15 protein-coding genes and 1 pseudogene are annotated in these 15,784 nt (G+C 59.3%); 8 read left to right on the forward strand and 8 right to left on the reverse strand.

The window, feature by feature from the left end:
- Positions 1–6 precede the first annotated feature (6 nt).
- Positions 7–2,076, forward strand: coding sequence for a hypothetical protein (locus QO002_RS16780; RefSeq protein ID WP_307231690.1), 2,070 nt, complete (start codon positions 7–9; stop codon positions 2,074–2,076).
- A 21-nt stretch (positions 2,077–2,097) separates the two neighbouring features.
- Here the strand turns inward: QO002_RS16780 and QO002_RS16785 are convergent, their stop codons facing one another.
- Positions 2,098–2,598 carry a GNAT family N-acetyltransferase gene (locus tag QO002_RS16785; RefSeq protein ID WP_307231691.1) on the reverse strand — a complete coding sequence of 167 codons (501 nt, stop codon included), beginning with the start codon at positions 2,596–2,598 and terminating at the stop codon, positions 2,098–2,100.
- A gap of 274 nt (positions 2,599–2,872) precedes the next feature.
- On the opposite strand from QO002_RS16785, the gene QO002_RS16790 reads away from it, so the two are divergent.
- On the forward strand, positions 2,873–3,856 hold the full coding sequence (locus QO002_RS16790) for a glutathione S-transferase family protein (RefSeq protein ID WP_307231693.1): 984 nt from the start codon (positions 2,873–2,875) through the stop codon (positions 3,854–3,856).
- Here the strand turns inward: QO002_RS16790 and QO002_RS16795 are convergent, their stop codons facing one another.
- Complete coding sequence (locus QO002_RS16795) at positions 3,857–4,345, reverse strand: NUDIX domain-containing protein (RefSeq protein ID WP_307231694.1); 489 nt, start codon at positions 4,343–4,345, stop codon at positions 3,857–3,859.
- A gap of 90 nt (positions 4,346–4,435) precedes the next feature.
- On the opposite strand from QO002_RS16795, the gene QO002_RS16800 reads away from it, so the two are divergent.
- The 4 genes from QO002_RS16800 to QO002_RS16815 all read left to right on the forward strand — a co-directional run bounded on the left by QO002_RS16800 (position 4,436) and on the right by QO002_RS16815 (position 7,610).
- Positions 4,436–5,338, forward strand: coding sequence for a metallophosphoesterase family protein (locus tag QO002_RS16800; RefSeq protein WP_307231696.1), 903 nt, complete (start codon positions 4,436–4,438; stop codon positions 5,336–5,338).
- A gap of 138 nt (positions 5,339–5,476) precedes the next feature.
- A complete protein-coding gene (locus QO002_RS16805; RefSeq protein WP_307231698.1) occupies positions 5,477–6,025 on the forward strand; it encodes a tetratricopeptide repeat protein in 549 nt (182 codons plus the stop codon).
- Positions 6,026–6,254: 229 nt separating this feature from the next.
- A complete protein-coding gene (locus tag QO002_RS16810; protein WP_307231700.1) occupies positions 6,255–6,773 on the forward strand; it encodes an RNA polymerase sigma factor in 519 nt (172 codons plus the stop codon).
- A 3-nt stretch (positions 6,774–6,776) separates the two neighbouring features.
- On the forward strand, positions 6,777–7,610 hold the full coding sequence (locus tag QO002_RS16815; RefSeq protein ID WP_307231702.1) for an anti-sigma factor family protein: 834 nt from the start codon (positions 6,777–6,779) through the stop codon (positions 7,608–7,610).
- Between the two features lie 168 nt (positions 7,611–7,778).
- Here QO002_RS16815 and QO002_RS16820 read toward each other — a convergent pair whose 3' ends face one another.
- The 3 genes and pseudogenes from QO002_RS16820 to leuA form a co-directional block, all read right to left on the reverse strand.
- Positions 7,779–8,039, reverse strand: a complete 261-nt coding sequence (locus QO002_RS16820; RefSeq protein ID WP_307233569.1) for a hypothetical protein — start codon at positions 8,037–8,039, stop codon at positions 7,779–7,781.
- Positions 8,040–9,722: pseudogene (locus tag QO002_RS16825) on the reverse strand (methyl-accepting chemotaxis protein); the annotation flags it as partial.
- 332 nt (positions 9,723–10,054) lie between these two features.
- Positions 10,055–11,761, reverse strand: coding sequence for a 2-isopropylmalate synthase (leuA, locus tag QO002_RS16830; RefSeq protein WP_307231704.1), 1,707 nt, complete (start codon positions 11,759–11,761; stop codon positions 10,055–10,057).
- A 405-nt stretch (positions 11,762–12,166) separates the two neighbouring features.
- Between leuA and QO002_RS16835 the strand changes: the two genes are divergently transcribed.
- Entirely contained in the window at positions 12,167–12,442 is a 276-nt protein-coding gene (locus QO002_RS16835; RefSeq protein WP_307231706.1) for a type II toxin-antitoxin system Phd/YefM family antitoxin, read from the forward strand.
- Positions 12,443–12,883: 441 nt separating this feature from the next.
- On the opposite strand, the gene QO002_RS16840 is transcribed toward QO002_RS16835, so the two are convergent.
- Positions 12,884–13,465: an ATP-dependent Clp protease proteolytic subunit gene (locus QO002_RS16840; protein WP_307231708.1), complete on the reverse strand. Its 582-nt coding sequence runs from the start codon at positions 13,463–13,465 to the stop codon at positions 12,884–12,886.
- Between the two features lie 237 nt (positions 13,466–13,702).
- On the opposite strand from QO002_RS16840, the gene QO002_RS16845 reads away from it, so the two are divergent.
- Positions 13,703–14,281: a HupE/UreJ family protein gene (locus tag QO002_RS16845; RefSeq protein ID WP_307231710.1), complete on the forward strand. Its 579-nt coding sequence runs from the start codon at positions 13,703–13,705 to the stop codon at positions 14,279–14,281.
- Between the two features lie 58 nt (positions 14,282–14,339).
- Here QO002_RS16845 and queF read toward each other — a convergent pair whose 3' ends face one another.
- Together queF and QO002_RS16855 are read right to left on the reverse strand one after the other, a co-directional pair.
- Positions 14,340–14,804 carry a preQ(1) synthase gene (queF, locus tag QO002_RS16850; RefSeq protein WP_307231712.1) on the reverse strand — a complete coding sequence of 155 codons (465 nt, stop codon included), beginning with the start codon at positions 14,802–14,804 and terminating at the stop codon, positions 14,340–14,342.
- Positions 14,801–15,721: a cation diffusion facilitator family transporter gene (locus QO002_RS16855; protein ID WP_307231714.1), complete on the reverse strand. Its 921-nt coding sequence runs from the start codon at positions 15,719–15,721 to the stop codon at positions 14,801–14,803. The genes queF and QO002_RS16855 overlap by 4 nt, the downstream gene beginning before the upstream one ends.
- Positions 15,722–15,784: the final 63 nt, after the last annotated feature.

The raw sequence follows: 15,784 nt of genomic DNA on the forward strand, positions 1-15,784 counted from the left end.
ACGACCATGACGATCTCCTTCTCCCCCCTCCTGCCCTGGATCGTGATCGGCGCATTTGCTGTCCTGGCGCTGCTGCTATCCGGGGTCAGCCTGTGGCGCGGCATTCGTGGCGCGGTACTGCGCAGCTTTGCGCTCGCAGCCCTGGTGCTTGCAATTGCCAATCCGGTGTTCTTCCAGGAAGAGCGCGAGCCGCTCTCCACGGTCGTCGCCGTCGTCGTCGATCGCAGTCAGAGCCAGGATTATGCCGGGCGACGCGAGACGACCGATGCAGCGCTCGCCGAACTCAAGGCGCGACTTGCCAAATTCCCGCAGATAGAACCGCGCATCGTCGAGGCCGCCGATGACGCCGACACCGAGGCCCCGGCCACCAGACTCTTTGGCGCGCTTTCGACCGCGCTTGCCGATGTGCCGCCCGCCCGCGTTGGCGGTGCCATCTTCATCACCGACGGCCAGATTCACGACATCCCCGATGTCAACCAGCCGCTTGGTTTCGATGCCCCCGTGCACGGGTTGATCACCGGCAAGGCCGACGAGTTCGATCGTCGCATCGAGATCCGCAGCGGCCCGCGTTTCGGCATTGTCGGCGAAGAACAGACCGTGACGTTCCGGGTTATTGACGACGGCGCGGCACCCGGCGGCACCGCCGAGGTATCGATCAGCCTCAACGGAAACCCGCTGGCGACAGAACGGGCGGAGCCGGGAATGGACATTCCCTTCTCCTTCAAGGTTCCACGCGGTGGCAGCAATATCCTAGAGTTCGCGGTTGCGTCCGTTGCCGGCGAGGTCACGGACACGAACAACCGCGCCGTCCATGTGCTGGATGGCATCCGGGAAAATCTGCGCGTCCTGCTTGTCTCCGGCGAGCCCCATGCCGGCGAGCGCGCCTGGCGCAACCTGCTGAAGTCAGACGCCGCCGTCGATCTCGTGCACTTCACCATTTTGCGGCCACCGGAAAAACAGGACGGAACCCCGATCAACGAGCTGTCGCTGATCGCCTTCCCGACTCGCGAACTGTTCGTCGACAAGATCAACGAATTCGACCTAATCATCTTCGACCGCTACCAGCATCGCGGCGTGCTGCCGATCCTCTATTACGACAATATCGCGCAATATGTCGAAAACGGCGGTGCGCTGCTGATCGCGGCAGGCCCCGAGCATGCGGGCGACGACTCGATCGCGACGACGCCACTTTCTGCCGTGCTGCCTGCGTCACCCACAGGCTACATGAATGAAAAGGCCTTTTATCCGCGCCTGTCGGAAGAAGGCCGCAAGCATCCGGTCACGCGCGGCCTGGAAGGCGCCGATTCCGAGCCGCCGCATTGGGGTCGGTGGTTCCGTACAGTCGATGTCAATCGCCCGCTCGGCCAGACGGTGATGGAGGCCGCGGATGGCAAGCCGCTGCTCGTGCTGAACCGCGTCGGCAAGGGGCGCGTCGCCATGCTGCTCTCGGATCAGGGCTGGCTCTGGTCGCGCGGCTTCGAGGGTGGCGGCCCAAGCGTGTCGCTTTATCGCCGCACCGCCCATTGGCTGATGCAGGAGCCGGCGCTGGAAGAAGAGGCGCTCACGGCGCGTGCCAGCGGCCGCTCGCTGGAAATCTCGCGCCAGACAATCAAGGGCGATCCCGGCCCGGCAAAGCTTGCCTATCCCTCTGGCCGACAAGAAGATTTGGCCCTGACCGAAGCCGGTCCCGGCCTCTACAAGGCAACCGTCCAGACGTCCGAGACCGGCTTGTTCGAAGTGACCAACGGCGATCTCTCGACCCTCGTCCATGTCGGCGCCGTCGATGCACCGGAATTCAAGGCGACGATCTCGACAGAGGAAACGCTGAAACCGTGGGCGGAAAAGACCAAGGGCCTCGTGCGCCGGGTGGCCGACGCGAGCGGCGCCCTCGACATGCCGCCGCTTCTGCCTGTGCGCGGCGCGGTCCGTGTCGCCGACGACAATCGCCTGTCGCTGCGCATGACGGATGAAACGGTGCTGAAAGGCATCAACTCGCTGCCGCTCTTTGCCGGCTTCCTCGGCCTTGGCCTGCTGCTTCTGGCGCTTTCGGCGACCTGGCACCGCGAAGGGCGTTGATGCGTCATCGGGCAGCGGCGATCATCTCCGCCAGCCGATAACACCCTTCAGCCGAGCATGGACATCCCCCACCATGGGGACGACGAGGACACGCGCGGGATCAACCGGGCCTGGGAATTCCAGTGCCGCGTATGCGACCCTCTCGAAACCGAGAGGCTGGTAATACGGCGGATCGCCAACGAGGATCACGCCCTCAGAGCCCTTCCGCCGCGCAGCTTCCACAGCGATCCGCACGAGTTCGCGGCCGATGCCCCGGTTCTTGTGGGAGGGTCGAACGGCAAGCGGGCCGAGCAGATGGCCGTTGACCGAACCGGCCAGAACCGGCGTCATCCGCACCGAGGCGATTGTCTCGCCATCATCGGCGCAGACAAAGGAAAGCGAAAGGTCGTGCGGCCCCTGCTCGCGGATACGGGCAGCAGCCCTGACGAACCGGCCGGGGCCGAATGCTTCTTCGTTGATGATTTCGATGGCAGCGTCGTGCGACGCATCTTCCGTCAGATAGACGAGATCGTGCTTTTTCATGAACATGAGGAAACCGGATATGCGAGACGTGTAAGGGTGATAGCGCGCCTGTCGGCGTTGAGCATCAGCGTCGTCGCGGGTTTCCTGGGAAGTACATCGACGAGAATTCCGAGTTGTTCAAAAAGACTGATTGGCCCGATAGCAGAAAAATTCCCGCCGTCAAAGCCAAAAACGCACTGTTCATCATCCAGCGGCTAGCGGATGCGATTTTGTCCGCTATCTATTGCCTCAAGAGCACGGGACAAAAGCTGCCCGAGGCCAAGGAGATGAGAACATGGGCATGCTGGTCGATGGCATATGGAAGGACGTCTGGTACGATACCAAGGAAACCAAGGGACATTTCAAGCGCGCGCAATCGCAGTTTCGCAACTGGGTGACATCAGATGGTTCCGCCGGTTCGAGCGGCGAAGGCGGTTTCAAGGCGGAAGCGGACCGCTACCATCTCTATGTGTCGCTCGCCTGCCCCTGGGCGCATCGCACCCTGATCTTCCGCAAGCTGAAGAAACTTGAAGGCCTGATCTCGGTTTCCATCGTCGATCCGCTGATGCTGTCGAATGGCTGGGAGTTCAAGAACGAAATCGGCGGCACCGTGGATCACCTCTTCGGTTCAGAAGCGCTGTGGCAGGTCTATGTGAAGGCCGACCCGACCTATTCCGGGCGCGTTACCGTGCCGGTGCTGTGGGACAAGAAGAGCAACCGGATGGTTTCCAACGAAAGCTCCGAAATCATTCGCATGTTCAACACAGCCTTCGACGGGTTGACCGGCTCTAACCTCGACGTCTACCCCGAAGATCTGCGCGAAGAGATCGATACCCTGAACAGCCGCATCTATGACGCCGTCAACAACGGCGTCTACAAGGCAGGGTTTGCAACGACCCAGGAAGCCTATGAGGAAAACGTCACGGTGCTCTTCGAGGCGCTGAACGAATTGGAAGACCGGCTTTCGACCCGCCGCTACCTGACCGGCGACCGGGTCACCGAAGCTGACTGGCGGCTTTTCACGACGCTTGTGCGCTTCGATCCCGTCTATGTCGGACACTTCAAGTGCAACATCCGCCGCGTTGCCGATTACCCGAACCTGCAGAATTATCTGCGCGACCTCTATCAGGTCGACGGCGTTGCCGAGACGGTCAATATGCGCCACATCAAGCAGCACTATTACCGCAGCCACACGACGATCAACCCCACCGGTGTCGTCCCCGTCGGCCCACTGCTCGATCTCGACGCGCCACATGGTCGCGAAAAGATCGGCGGCTGATCACCAGACGTCGGCGAAAGGCGCCTTGCCGGAAAGCTCGGCAAGGCGGCGAAGCGTGGCAGGTGTGGTCTCGGCAGGCAGATCATTCAGCGCGAAAAATCCCGCCTCCCGGATTTCGTAGTCGGCGCGCTTCGGTTCGGCCTGCACGACGTTGAGACAACGATAGAAGATGACGTGGTCTCGGCGGCTGGTCAGGCGGTTGTGATAGACGTGGACGAGTTCAGGAGGATCGCCAAGAACGAGGTTCCCCTCCTCCCGCAATTCCTTCGCCAGCGCCTCCCCTGCTGTCTCGTCCCGTTCGATGCCGCCGCCCGGCATAAGCCAGCCAGGGACATAGGACTGACGCACAAGGAAAACGCGCCCTTCCGCATCAAAGCAGGCCGCGCGAACCCCCATCGTCATGCCCCGAGCGCAGGCGAAATAACTATGAATCGCGCGGGTAAAGAGCCTTGCTCTCCAATTTCGCATCTCCGGCGGAATTTCGCTCATCGCGGCCGGTCTCCTTACTGTGAACAGGCAAATGCCGAATATCCCTGGCGAATGATTCCCCTTTCCCGGAATATGCGCTAGTTACCCAATATGTTTAAATTCGCGCATATTTCAGACATTCATTTGGGCCCTCTGCCTGATCTCTCGTTTCGCGAACTCGCCTCCAAGCGGATCACCGGCTTCGTCAACTGGCACCGCAATCGCCGCAATCATCTCGTCGGCAACACACTGAACCTGCTGATGGACGAGATCGAGCGCATCGATCCCGATCACCTCGCCATTACCGGCGATCTGGTCAACCTCGCATCATCTCGCGAAATCGAAATCATGACCGCGTGGCTGCACGAAGCCGGTGAGCCTGAAAACATCTCCGTGATACCAGGCAACCATGATGCCTATGTTCCAGGGGCTTATGAGAAAACGACCAAAGCCTGGTACCCCTATATGCGCGCCGACAAGGGGCCGCAGGAATGGGATGACGATTTCCACTGCTATCCTTACATGCGCGTACGAGGGCCCATTGCAATCATTGGCTGCTCAACGGCGGTTGCTACGCCCCCCTTTGCCGCCTCCGGCTACTTCGGCCAGCGACAGGCCCGCGAAACGGTCAACCTCCTGAAAGCAGCCGGCGACGCCGGGCTTTTCCGAGTGGTGATGATCCATCATCCGCCGATCCGCGGTGCAACCCCAATGCACAAGCGCATGCTCGGCATCCGTCGCTTTGCCGCGACGATTTCATCCGGCGGCGCCGAACTCGTGCTCCATGGCCACACGCATCTTAACACGGTTCATTGGCTGAAGGGGCAAACCAATCCTGTCCCGGTTGTCAGCATCGCATCGGCCTCGCAAGGACAAGGCGGAAAGAAACCACCGGCTGCATTCAATCTGTTTTCGATCACCGGCGAGCCAGGAAGCTGGAACCTGCTGAGGGAACGCTTCGAGCTTACCCTGGATGGCCGCTCCGTTACCCTTGCGGAGACGACACGTTTCTGAAAACCGCTCTCGCCAAAAAAGCAAAAGACGCTATCCTGTGAAATAAATGGAGCGGCTTGACCGTCCCTGCATAACCGGACAACGGCGCTTGGCGTTGCCTCGCCTCGAACCGGCAGATGTTCAAAATGGAGATGCACAATGTTTGCCCGTAATTTTGCACTGATAAGCCTGTTCCTCGCAAGCTCCGCCCTCGGTCTTTCCAGCGTTTACGCGGCGGGAGAGGACACCACGGCGCCGCCGGAAAAAACCAAGACCACGAGCCAATGCAAGGACGGCAAGGTCTGGAATGAAGCCAAAAAGGAATGCGCCAACGCCAAGAAGAGCGGCCTGGACGACGACACCCTGTTCAAGGCGGCCCGCGAACTTGCCTATGACGGCCAGTACGAGAACTCATTGAAAGTGCTTGATGCGGTGAGCGACCAAAACAGCGCCCGCATCCTGAACTATCGCGGCTACTCGAACCGCAAGGCCGGACGCATGGAACTCGGCATGCAGTATTACCGCAAGGCGATCCAGGCGGACGAAAACTACATCCTCGCGCGCTCTTATATGGGGCAGGCCTTGGTTCAGCAGGGCAAGATCGAGGAAGCCAAGGTACAGCTGATCGAGATCCGCGACCGCGGCGGCGAAAAGACATGGGCCTACCAGGCGCTGCTTGAGACGCTCGGCGGCGTGCGCCAGTACTAAGGTTTCGCGGCCCGCAATCGGCCGCATGTCATTTCAATATCGGGATTTTCGCGGCGATGCCCTGTCCAACGGACACGTGGCCATGTCGCGGGATCCCGATAGCAGTAAAATTATGGGGTCTCAGGCATTGGGCGGCTTGCGGATCATCGACCAAGTGTTTCATATCAACGAACGTAAAATCGATCGGGGCGAATAAGAACCCGACAGGAAACGTTTCATTGGAAGTGCAATGCGCCCAGCGCCGGATTCAAGCGAATTTCGACGGGACTTGGTCAGCCTGCTGCCCAAGTTGCGCCGCTTTGCGCTGACATTGACGCGCAATGCCGCCGACGCAGACGATCTGGTTCAGGAAGTCTGCGAAAGAGCGATCTCTCGCAACCATCTCTGGAACGGTGAAGGACGGCTTGAAAGCTGGATCTATGCAATGACGCGCAACCTCTGGGTCGATGAAATCAGAAAATGCAAGGTTCGCGCCGGTAGCGGTACGGTCAACGCCCAGGACCAGAACGAACTTTCGATCGACGCTGCCGGTGAAAAGGCCGTCTATGTCAACCAGCTACACAAGCTCATCCTCTCTATGCCGGAAGGTCTTGCCAGCGTCTTCGTCCTCGTCAACGTCGAGGGCCATAGCTACAAGGACGCCGCCGAGATTCTGAAAATTCCGATCGGCACCGTGATGAGCCGGCTCTCGACGGCACGGCTGCGGCTTGCAGCCATGATCACGGAAACATCCGAAAGGAGGGCTTGAAGGTTGCAAAACACAAAGGGTTTGGCCCTCGAAGTCCGGTTATCGGCTTATATTGACGGCGAAGTGAGCGAAGTTGAGCGGCGTGAGCTGGAGCATCTTGTCCATTACGATGATGAGGCGCGGTTGCTCCTGGAAATGTTGAAGGCCGGCAACAATTTCGGCAACAGCGCCTTCGAAGAGTTCCTGCATGATCCCGTGCCGCTGTCGCTGGTACGCCATATCAAGCAGGGCTCCGGCGCCATGCCGCGCAACGAACGCGCGCCCGTGGCGCCACAGCGCAAGAACCGTGTGAAAATCTGGCCCCGTGCTTTGGTCGCGTCCCTGGCGTTGTTCCTCGTCGGCGGTTCGACAGGTTTCATTATCGGAAAGGCGAGCAATGACACAGCCCTTCCCACAACCGCTGTCGCCGCAAGAACCTGGCTCGATGACATTGCCGACTATCATCGCATCTATGCGCGGCAGGCCAAACATCTCGTCGAAGTGCCCGCCTCCCAGGAAGAGACAATCAAATCCTGGCTGTCCCAAAGCGTCGGCATCCCCTTCCGCCTGCCCGACCTTGAAGCTCAAGGCTTGACGTTTCAAGGCGCGCGCCTTTTGGTTGCCGCCGGAAAACCCGTTGCGCAGCTGATGTACAAGTCGAGCGACGGCGACGTCGTCGCAATCTGTTTCCTGAAAAGCAAGCCCGGCAGCACAGATTCTCCCGCCACGGAAAGCATCCGCGACGACCTGGCCATGATTTCCTGGCAAAAATCAGGTGCATCCTATGTCGTGGTAGGTTCATCTGCGAAGGCAAACCTGCAGGAACTGGCAGACAGGGTCTCGGCTCAGATCATCTGATCTCGACATCTCAGCCCTATGCCGAGGATCTACCGGCATATCGTAATATCAAACACTTGCAGATGCTCGGGACAGGTCCGGGCATGGCGGAAGAGAGTTTTGAACTTTATCGGCAGTCTGAGCCGGCTCCTGCAAGCGGAACCGGCTTTTGTCATTCGACGACGGTGTTCAGAATTCCTGCCAGTCGCCGCCGGCATCCCCGCCGCCTTTTCCGCCGAAAGCGGAAGCGACCTTGCGGATCATGCCGGCTGCCGGCGATGATCGCGGGGTGGAGGACGGAACGGCTGCCTGAACCGTCCGTATAGAACCACCCTCGAAGCGGAATTTGGCAAGTTGCGAGGAAAGTGAGCCAGCTTCTGCAGCCAGCTTATGGCTCGCGGCAGACGTTTCTTCGACCATAGCCGCATTCTTCTGGGTGGACTGGTCCATCGTATTGACCGCGGCGTTGATCTCCTTGAGGGCAACCGACTGTTCGCGGGCCGCCTCGACGATCGAATTGACATGTCGGTTGATTTCCTGGACTTCGGCAACGATCTCCGTCAGCGCCTTGCCGGTTTCGCCGACAAGATTAACGCCGGAGCGAACCTGTACGCCGGAATTATTGATCAGAGCCTTGATTTCCTTTGCGGCATTGGCAGATCATTGGGCAAGCTCGCGAACTTCCTGGGCCACAACGGCAAACCCCTTGCCGGCCTCGCCAGCGCGCGCTGCCTCCACGCCGGCATTGAGGGCGAGAAGGTTGGTCTGGAAGGCGATATCATCGATAACGCTGATGATGTTGTTGATTTCGTTCGATGATCCCTCGATCTGTCCCATGGCCGCGACAGCCTTCTTGACGACCTCGCCGGAATGCTCCGCATTTGCCCTGGTCTTGGCGACAAGATTTCCGGCCTCCTCCGCGCGTTTGGTGCTGTCGTGGACTGTTGTCGAAATCTCGTCCAGAGCCGCTGCGGTCTGTTCGATCGAGGCCGCCTGTTGTTCGGTGCGACGTGCAAGATCATTCGCAGCAGAACTGATCTCTCGTGCGCCGGCATCGATCGAGAACGCATTGCCGCCGATCGCCTTCAGAGCGGAGTGGAGCTTCTCGACCGAGTTGTTGAAGTTTAAGCGCAGTTCGTCGAGCGCCGAGCCGAAAGGTTCCGACAAACGGAACTCAAGGTTGCCGTTGGCCATTTCTTCAAGCGCCTGCCCAAGCTGGGCGACAGCAGTGTTCGTTGCGCAGGCTTCCATTTCGCGTTCGCGTGCGGTCGCTTCCATCTGCGCACGTTCTGTGGCAGCGCGGGTTGCGTCGTTGTCTGCCTGTCGGGCCGCCTGCGAGCGGACGGTATCGCGCACCGAGCCCACGGCGCGTGCCAGGCTGCCGATCTGGTCACGACGGGCATCGAGCGCTTCGTCAGTCGCAAGTTCGCCCGCGGCCATCTTCTCCAACGCCTGCTGCAGCTTTGCCATCGGCACGGTAATCGACCGGCTCGCAAGGAACGCGGCAATGACGGCAAGGAGCACGGCGCCGCCGAGAGAATAAAACGCCAATGTCTGGAAACCGCTCGCGGTGGCGCGGACTTCGCCACCGACCGACTTGTTGAGGGCTTCCTGATAGTCGATGAATTTGTTGATGGCGCCCAGCCAGGAAACGAACAGCGGCCGCGCTTCAGCAAGAAGGAGTTCCTTCGCCTTGGCCGTATCGCCTTTTTCCTGCAGATTGATGATCTCAACAACAAGAGGATTGGTCTTGGACTGGATATCGGCGATTTCGCCGAGAATTTCCTTTTCGCGATCGGATGCACCGGCGGCAACCATATCCGCCATCTTCTTCTCGTTGTCGGCATAGGTGGCAGCGAGCTTGTCGATCAACTGCACCGCAGTCGCGCGCTCCTCTGGCGTCTCCACCAGGGTCACGTCGCGTATAGCAATCGCCCGATCGTGGACGCTGCCACGGAAGTTGATGGCAAAACGCTGCTTGACGCTGTTGATGTCGTTGATTGCGGCAAGATCGCTGTTGATGTCGTTGACCTTGGTGACCGATTGTTGGGTCAGAAGCAGCATCAGCAGGACCAGAAAGCCGAATCCTATGCCGAGACGCGTTCCGACACCGAACCGAAACGTCGATGTCATCCTGAATTCCTCCTCTTTGTGCTCTTGCAAAAAGCAGCGCACTTACTTTGAAAAAGAACATTCAAGACTGACCGGTCCCCGCCGGGTCTCTTGCGCCATCATGTCGCCTTGCCGGTTGCACCCGGCCGCCTTGCTCGAAAGGCATATTAGATTTTTGTGGTTAACAAATTGCTTTAACGAAGAGTTAAAACCAAAGCGAGAAATCTGGCTATTGACTACACGTCAAAAGATTCCTCGCGTCGCATGCGTATGTTCCGTATTCCCGATAGAAAAAGGGCTGCGACAGGATCGCAGCCCCTTGAATGGAAAATGCCACCCGTCACGGCCGGCGATTAACCGCGCTCCTCCAGAACACGGTTTGCGGCCGACACAATAGCTTCCAGAGATGCACCAACGATGTTCGTGTTGATGCCGGCCCCGAAGAGCTTGCCGCTCGGATGCTCCATCTCGACATAGGCGATGGCGGCTGCATTCGAGCCGTGCTGCAGCGAATGCTCGGAATAATCAGCCACCGACATATCGATGCCGAGATAGATCGACAGCGCATTGATGAAGCCATCGATCGGACCTGTACCCTTGCCTTCGATGCGCTTGGTCTCGCCATTGTCGGTGATCTCTGCGGCAACGATACGAACGCCCTTGTGCTCGCCCACCGGATAGGTGTGGTGATCGACGAATTTTATGCGCGCGCCCGGCTGGTCCACATAGCGCTCGATGAAGCGGGCGTGGATCGCCTTCGACGGCAGTTCCTTGCCACCCTCATCGGTGATGCGTTGGATGTCTTCGCGGAACTCCACCTGCAGGTTGCGCGGCAGGTTGATACCGTAGTCTTCCTGCAGGATATAGGCGATGCCGCCCTTGCCGGACTGCGAGTTGATGCGGATGATCGCCTCGTAGCTGCGACCGACGTCACGCGGATCGATCGGCAGATAGGGAACTTCCCACAGCGGCTTGTTGGCAACCTTGATCGCCTTCATGCCCTTGTTGATCGCATCCTGGTGCGAGCCGGAGAAGGCCGTATAGACCAGTTCACCGACATAAGGGTGGCGTTCCGGAATGATCATCTGGTTGGAATATTCGTAGACCTGCTTGATCCGCTCGATATCGGAGCAATCGATTTCCGGATCGATCCCTTGCGTGAACATGTTCAACGCCAGCGTCACGACGTCGACATTGCCGGTGCGCTCACCATTGCCGAACAGCGTTCCTTCGACGCGGTCTGCGCCGGCCATCAGGCCGAGTTCAGTGGCAGCGATGCCGGTGCCGCGGTCATTGTGCGGATGCAGCGAGATGATCAGGTTTTCGCGATTGTCGAGATTACGGCACATCCACTCGATCTGGTCGGCATAGATGTTCGGCGTCGCCATCTCGACGGTTGACGGCAGATTGAGGATCAGCTTGTTGTCGGCGGTCGGCTTGACGATTTCCGTGACCGCGTTGCAGATCTCCAGCGCCACTTCCAGCTCGGTGCCGGTAAAGCTTTCCGGCGAATATTCGAAGCGGAAGTCGCCGCCGGCCTTGGCGGCCATGTCGGTGATCATCTTGGCGGCATCGGTGGCGATCTGCTTGATGCCGGCAACGTCCTTGGCAAACACCACGCGGCGCTGCAGCTCGCTGGTGGAATTATAGAAATGCACGATCGGCTTGTTGGCGCCCTGCAGGGCCTCGAAGGTGCGGGTGATCAGTTCGGGACGGCACTGCACCAGAACCTGCAACGAGACGTCGTCCGCCACATTGCCCTCTTCGATGCACCAGCGGGCGAAGTCGAAATCGGTTTGCGAAGCCGAAGGAAAACCGATCTCGATTTCCTTGAAGCCCATGTCGAGCAGCAGCTGGAACATGCGCGCCTTGCGGTCGTGGCCCATGGGATCGACCAGCGATTGATTGCCGTCGCGCAGGTCGACCGAACACCAGATCGGCGCCTTGGTGATTGTCTTGCTGGGCCACGTGCGGTCCGGAATGTTGATCTGTGGATAGGGCTGATACTTCACCGAAGCGTCGGACATGCCCTGCTTGATAGAATGGGATTTCATGATCATTGCGGCTTCTCTTCGTCTTGAGGCGCATTGCCCGCATGCCATAACCGATCAGTGGTCGCAATGCGATGGCAAAATCTGCCCTTGATGGTTCTTTTCTTGAAGGATTTCAGAAGGTGAAAGGAGCTGGGGCCGGTAGGCTTTGGGCCACCGGGCGCTCCTTCAAAGAACCCGGCAACCGCTTATAAGGCCGAGAAGAAGAAGCGAGGCGCACGAACGGTTGCGCGCGGCAAAATGCCCGCGGGAAACCTGTTCGTTGATCTGTGCGCCAATCGTCTGCATACGTGTTGTATAACTGGGGAAAATTCCGGGGGCAAGAGAGCTGTCAGGAAAAAACCGGACAATGCTGTGCAGCCGGACAATGCTATGCAGATTGCGAAGGTTCCGGGATGCCGCTAGAACAACGGGATGACAATCATCCCGATCCGCGAAGTCGAAAACCGTCTGATCGAACTTGCCCGCCGTGTTGAAGGCGGCGAGACCATTACAGTCACGCTCGATGGCAAGCCGGTAATGGACCTTGTTCCCTCGCAGAAGAAGGGCGGGATCAATTGGGAAGGGCTGCGCGCTTTCAAACGCGAAAATGGCATCACGCAAATTTTCGGTGAGATTCCGGCCGATTTCGACAATCCGCTCCCGGAAGACTTCCTGATAACACCGTTACCGCCCTTTCCCGAAAAATAATGCGGCTACTCCTCGATACTCACATATTCATCGCGTTGGTGGAGGAGCGGATGCGCCATCTGCCAGCTTGGATCGGGCTAGAGATCGAATCGTCGCAAAATGATCTCTATCTGAGCGTTGCGAGGCTGTGGGAAATGGCCACAAATGGCGTCTCGGAAAGCTTCCTCTACCCGCCTCGCTTGAGTTATTGCCCGATTTAGCTCGAAACGCCAATGTGGCGTTTTTGTCGATCACTGAACATCATGCTCTCCGCCATGTGGAGCCCGAGCCATCGACACGCGATCCCTTCGATCGACTTCTCCTCGCGCAGTGCGCCGTTGAAAATCTGAAGCTTGTCACGATCGAGCACGCATTGCCGAACCATCCGCTTGCGCTCACGAAATAGCAAAAACCCCACCGGCACGAGCCGATGGGGTCAATAATGTTCGATCGGTCGTGCGATCAGATATCTGCGCCCGAAGTGACGATGCGCGAGACCAGACCGTAACCCTTGGCTTCCTCGGCGGAGAGCCAGTAGTCGCGATCCGTATCCTTGGCGATCTTTTCGATCGGCTGGCCGGTCGCCTCCGCAAAGATGCGGTTCAGGCGTTCGTTCATCTTGATGATTTCGCGCGCCTGGATCTCGATGTCAGAGGCCATGCCGCGGGTGCCGCCGGACGGTTGGTGAAGCAGGAAGCGGGTGTTCGGCAGGCAAATGCGACGCTCTTTCGGAGCAGCCACATAGATCAGCGCACCGGCGGAAGCGACCCAGCCGGAACCAATCATCCAGACCTTCGGCTTCACGAACTTGATCATGTCATGGATCGAGTCGCCGGATTCGACATGGCCGCCCGGGGAATTGACGAAGATGCGGATGTCTTCGTCGCTGGCGGCGGCAAGCGCCACGAGCTGCGAGCAAACCTTCTGCGCCAATTCCTGGTTGATCGGGCCATAGATAAAGATCGAGCGCGACTTGAACAGGTTCGCCTCGGTCTCCTTGCCCAAAGGCAGTTCCGTCTTCTTGTCTTCGTCGTCTTCGTTCATTCGCTGTCTCCCGCGAAATTCGTGTTGTTCTGCCGCAGTCAGATAAGGCGACTCGACTGCGAAAACAATGCAACAAAAGCGGTTGAGGATGAAAGAGCTAAGCTTGCGCTATGGTAAAAGACGCGAATTAAGGCAAATGCCGTATGGACTCGGCCCTGCCGGATAATAAGATGAGTTTCACGCATTTGCATCCGGCGGGTCCGCCTCCCACGCATCCGCCCGTCAGTGGGGAACTCAATGAAAAAAATCCTGTCTCTCGCCGCCGCTCTTCTCGCGGTCTCCTCAGCTCCCGCCTTCGCCCATCTGGACCCTGCCGAGCACGGTTCGCTGATGGCCGGCTTCACCCATCCGCTTTCCGGGCTTGACCATATGCTCGTCATGGTCGCTGTCGGCCTCTGGGCCGCACAGATCGGCGGGCGCGCGCTTTGGGTGGGCCCATCGGCCTTCGTCAGCACGATGGCGGTCGGCTTCGCGCTGGCCCTTGCTGGTGTCTCGCTTCCCTTCGTCGAGCCTGCGATCCTCGCTTCGATCGTCGCGCTTGGCCTCTTGGTCGCAATGGCCGTGCGTTTTGAAACCGTCGCCTGCGCCGCTGTCGTTGGCGTCTTCGCCCTCTTCCATGGCTATGCCCATGGCGGTGAGTTGGGAGCGGCAGGCGCCGTGCCCTTCGGCACCGGTTTCGTCATTGCCACGGCGCTGCTGCATGCCGCCGGCATCGGCCTTGGTCTCGGCATTGGCAGGCTTTCTGCCGGCGGTGTTCTTTCCCGCATTCTCGGCGGCATCACCGCACTTGCCGGTCTCGCGCTGATCTTCAACTGAGCAGACATAGCCTGAAACAGAAACGGCGGGCCAAAAGCCCGCCGTTTCTGTTTGGACATCATCCCCGTCCGCGATAGGGCTGCACACCCTGATCCGGCAGCCACACGGCTTCCGGCGGTGCGCCCGTCTGCCAGAAGACATCGATCGGGATACCACCGCGCGGATACCAGTAGGCACCGATCCTGAGCCACTTCGGCGACAGCAGATCCACCAGCCGCTTGGCGATGTCGATCGTGCAGTCCTCGTGGAAGGCACCGTGATTGCGGAAGGAATGCAGGTAGAGCTTCAGCGACTTGGATTCGACCAACCAGCCGTCCGGCACGTAATCGATGACAATATGCGCGAAGTCCGGCTGCCCCGTCATCGGGCAGAGCGAGGTGAATTCGGGTGCCGTGAAGCGCACCACGAAGTCAGTGCCGGCATGGTTACTCGGCACGCGCTCCAGTACAGCCGTTTCAGGGCTCATTGGTGCCTCAACGGCCTGCCCCAGTTGCGAGAGGCCGGAAACATCGGTCTTGCTCATGATTTCAATCCTTCAACGACTTTGACGCGGATGCCATGGGCTTTTTCACCCTCAGGCTCCACATGAATGGCGATCTTTGCGCCGGGATGAACGCCCCGAATGGCATCTTCAAGGCGGTCGCAGATATCGTGCGCTTCCCGAACCGGCATTACGGATGGAACAACCATGTGGAAATCCACGAAGATCGCCGGCCCGGCCTGACGCGTCTTGAGATCATGCACGCCGAGCGAACCTGCTCCATTTGCGGCAATTGCATGCTTGATCGCCTCTTCCTCATCAGCGGGAACAGCGCGATCCATCAACCCATCGACGGAGCGGGCAATGACCTTCCACCCCTGATAGAGAATGTTGCAGGCGACGATGACAGCCAGCAGCGGATCGAGCACCGCATAGCCGGTCGCGATCGCTGCAATGAGGCCGACGAGAACGCCGACGGACGTGACCACATCGGACAGGATGTGATGGCCATCCGCCTCCAGCGCAGGAGAACGAAGGCTCTTGCCGGCCCGGATCAGAATCCAGGCCCAGACCGCGTTGATGACGCCCGCCAGAAGGTTGATACCCAGACCCAGCACTGGAGCATCAGGCAGACGCGGAGCGAAGATCGCCGGGATAGCTTCCCCGACGATCAGCAGCGCTGCGACAACAATCAACACGCCCTCGATAACCGCAGAGAAATACTCAGCCTTGTAATGGCCGAAGGGATGGCCGGCATCCGCGGGCTTCGCCGCATAACCGATCACCACGAAGGCAACGACGGCGGCCACGACATTGACGATGGACTCGAGCCCATCCGACAGCAGGGCGACCGAGCCGGTTACCCACCAGGCCGCCATCTTGAGCCCCAGCACGGCAAGTGCCAGCGGAATGCCCCAGAAAGCGAGCCTCTGTGCCTTGTTCTTGTTGCTGTTCGTCATCAGCGAGTTCCCTGGCCAAATAAACAACCGCCGCGCCTGGTGGGGCGCGGCGGTCAAAAAAGT

This window comes from Pararhizobium capsulatum DSM 1112 (assembly GCF_030814475.1).
In the GTDB taxonomy this organism is placed as follows: domain Bacteria; phylum Pseudomonadota; class Alphaproteobacteria; order Rhizobiales; family Rhizobiaceae; genus Pararhizobium; species Pararhizobium capsulatum.

Bases quoted from the DNA above. Each gene is read 5' to 3' on its own strand.
- QO002_RS16820 (WP_307233569.1), bottom strand. From the start codon at position 8,039: ATGGACCAGTCCACCCAGAAGAATGCGGCTATGGTCGAAGAAACGTCT.
- QO002_RS16855 (WP_307231714.1), bottom strand. From the start codon at position 15,721: ATGACGAACAGCAACAAGAACAAGGCACAGAGGCTCGCTTTCTGGGGC.
- QO002_RS16795 (WP_307231694.1), bottom strand. From the start codon at position 4,345: ATGAGCGAAATTCCGCCGGAGATGCGAAATTGGAGAGCAAGGCTCTTT.
- QO002_RS16800 (WP_307231696.1), top strand. From the start codon at position 4,436: ATGTTTAAATTCGCGCATATTTCAGACATTCATTTGGGCCCTCTGCCT.
- QO002_RS16840 (WP_307231708.1), bottom strand. From the start codon at position 13,465: ATGAACGAAGACGACGAAGACAAGAAGACGGAACTGCCTTTGGGCAAG.
- QO002_RS16780 (WP_307231690.1), top strand. From the start codon at position 7: ATGACGATCTCCTTCTCCCCCCTCCTGCCCTGGATCGTGATCGGCGCA.
- QO002_RS16810 (WP_307231700.1), top strand. From the start codon at position 6,255: ATGCGCCCAGCGCCGGATTCAAGCGAATTTCGACGGGACTTGGTCAGC.
- QO002_RS16845 (WP_307231710.1), top strand. From the start codon at position 13,703: ATGAAAAAAATCCTGTCTCTCGCCGCCGCTCTTCTCGCGGTCTCCTCA.
- queF (WP_307231712.1), bottom strand. From the start codon at position 14,804: ATGAGCAAGACCGATGTTTCCGGCCTCTCGCAACTGGGGCAGGCCGTT.
- QO002_RS16805 (WP_307231698.1), top strand. From the start codon at position 5,477: ATGTTTGCCCGTAATTTTGCACTGATAAGCCTGTTCCTCGCAAGCTCC.
- QO002_RS16790 (WP_307231693.1), top strand. From the start codon at position 2,873: ATGGGCATGCTGGTCGATGGCATATGGAAGGACGTCTGGTACGATACC.
- QO002_RS16835 (WP_307231706.1), top strand. From the start codon at position 12,167: ATGACAATCATCCCGATCCGCGAAGTCGAAAACCGTCTGATCGAACTT.
- QO002_RS16785 (WP_307231691.1), bottom strand. From the start codon at position 2,598: ATGAAAAAGCACGATCTCGTCTATCTGACGGAAGATGCGTCGCACGAC.
- leuA (WP_307231704.1), bottom strand. From the start codon at position 11,761: ATGATCATGAAATCCCATTCTATCAAGCAGGGCATGTCCGACGCTTCG.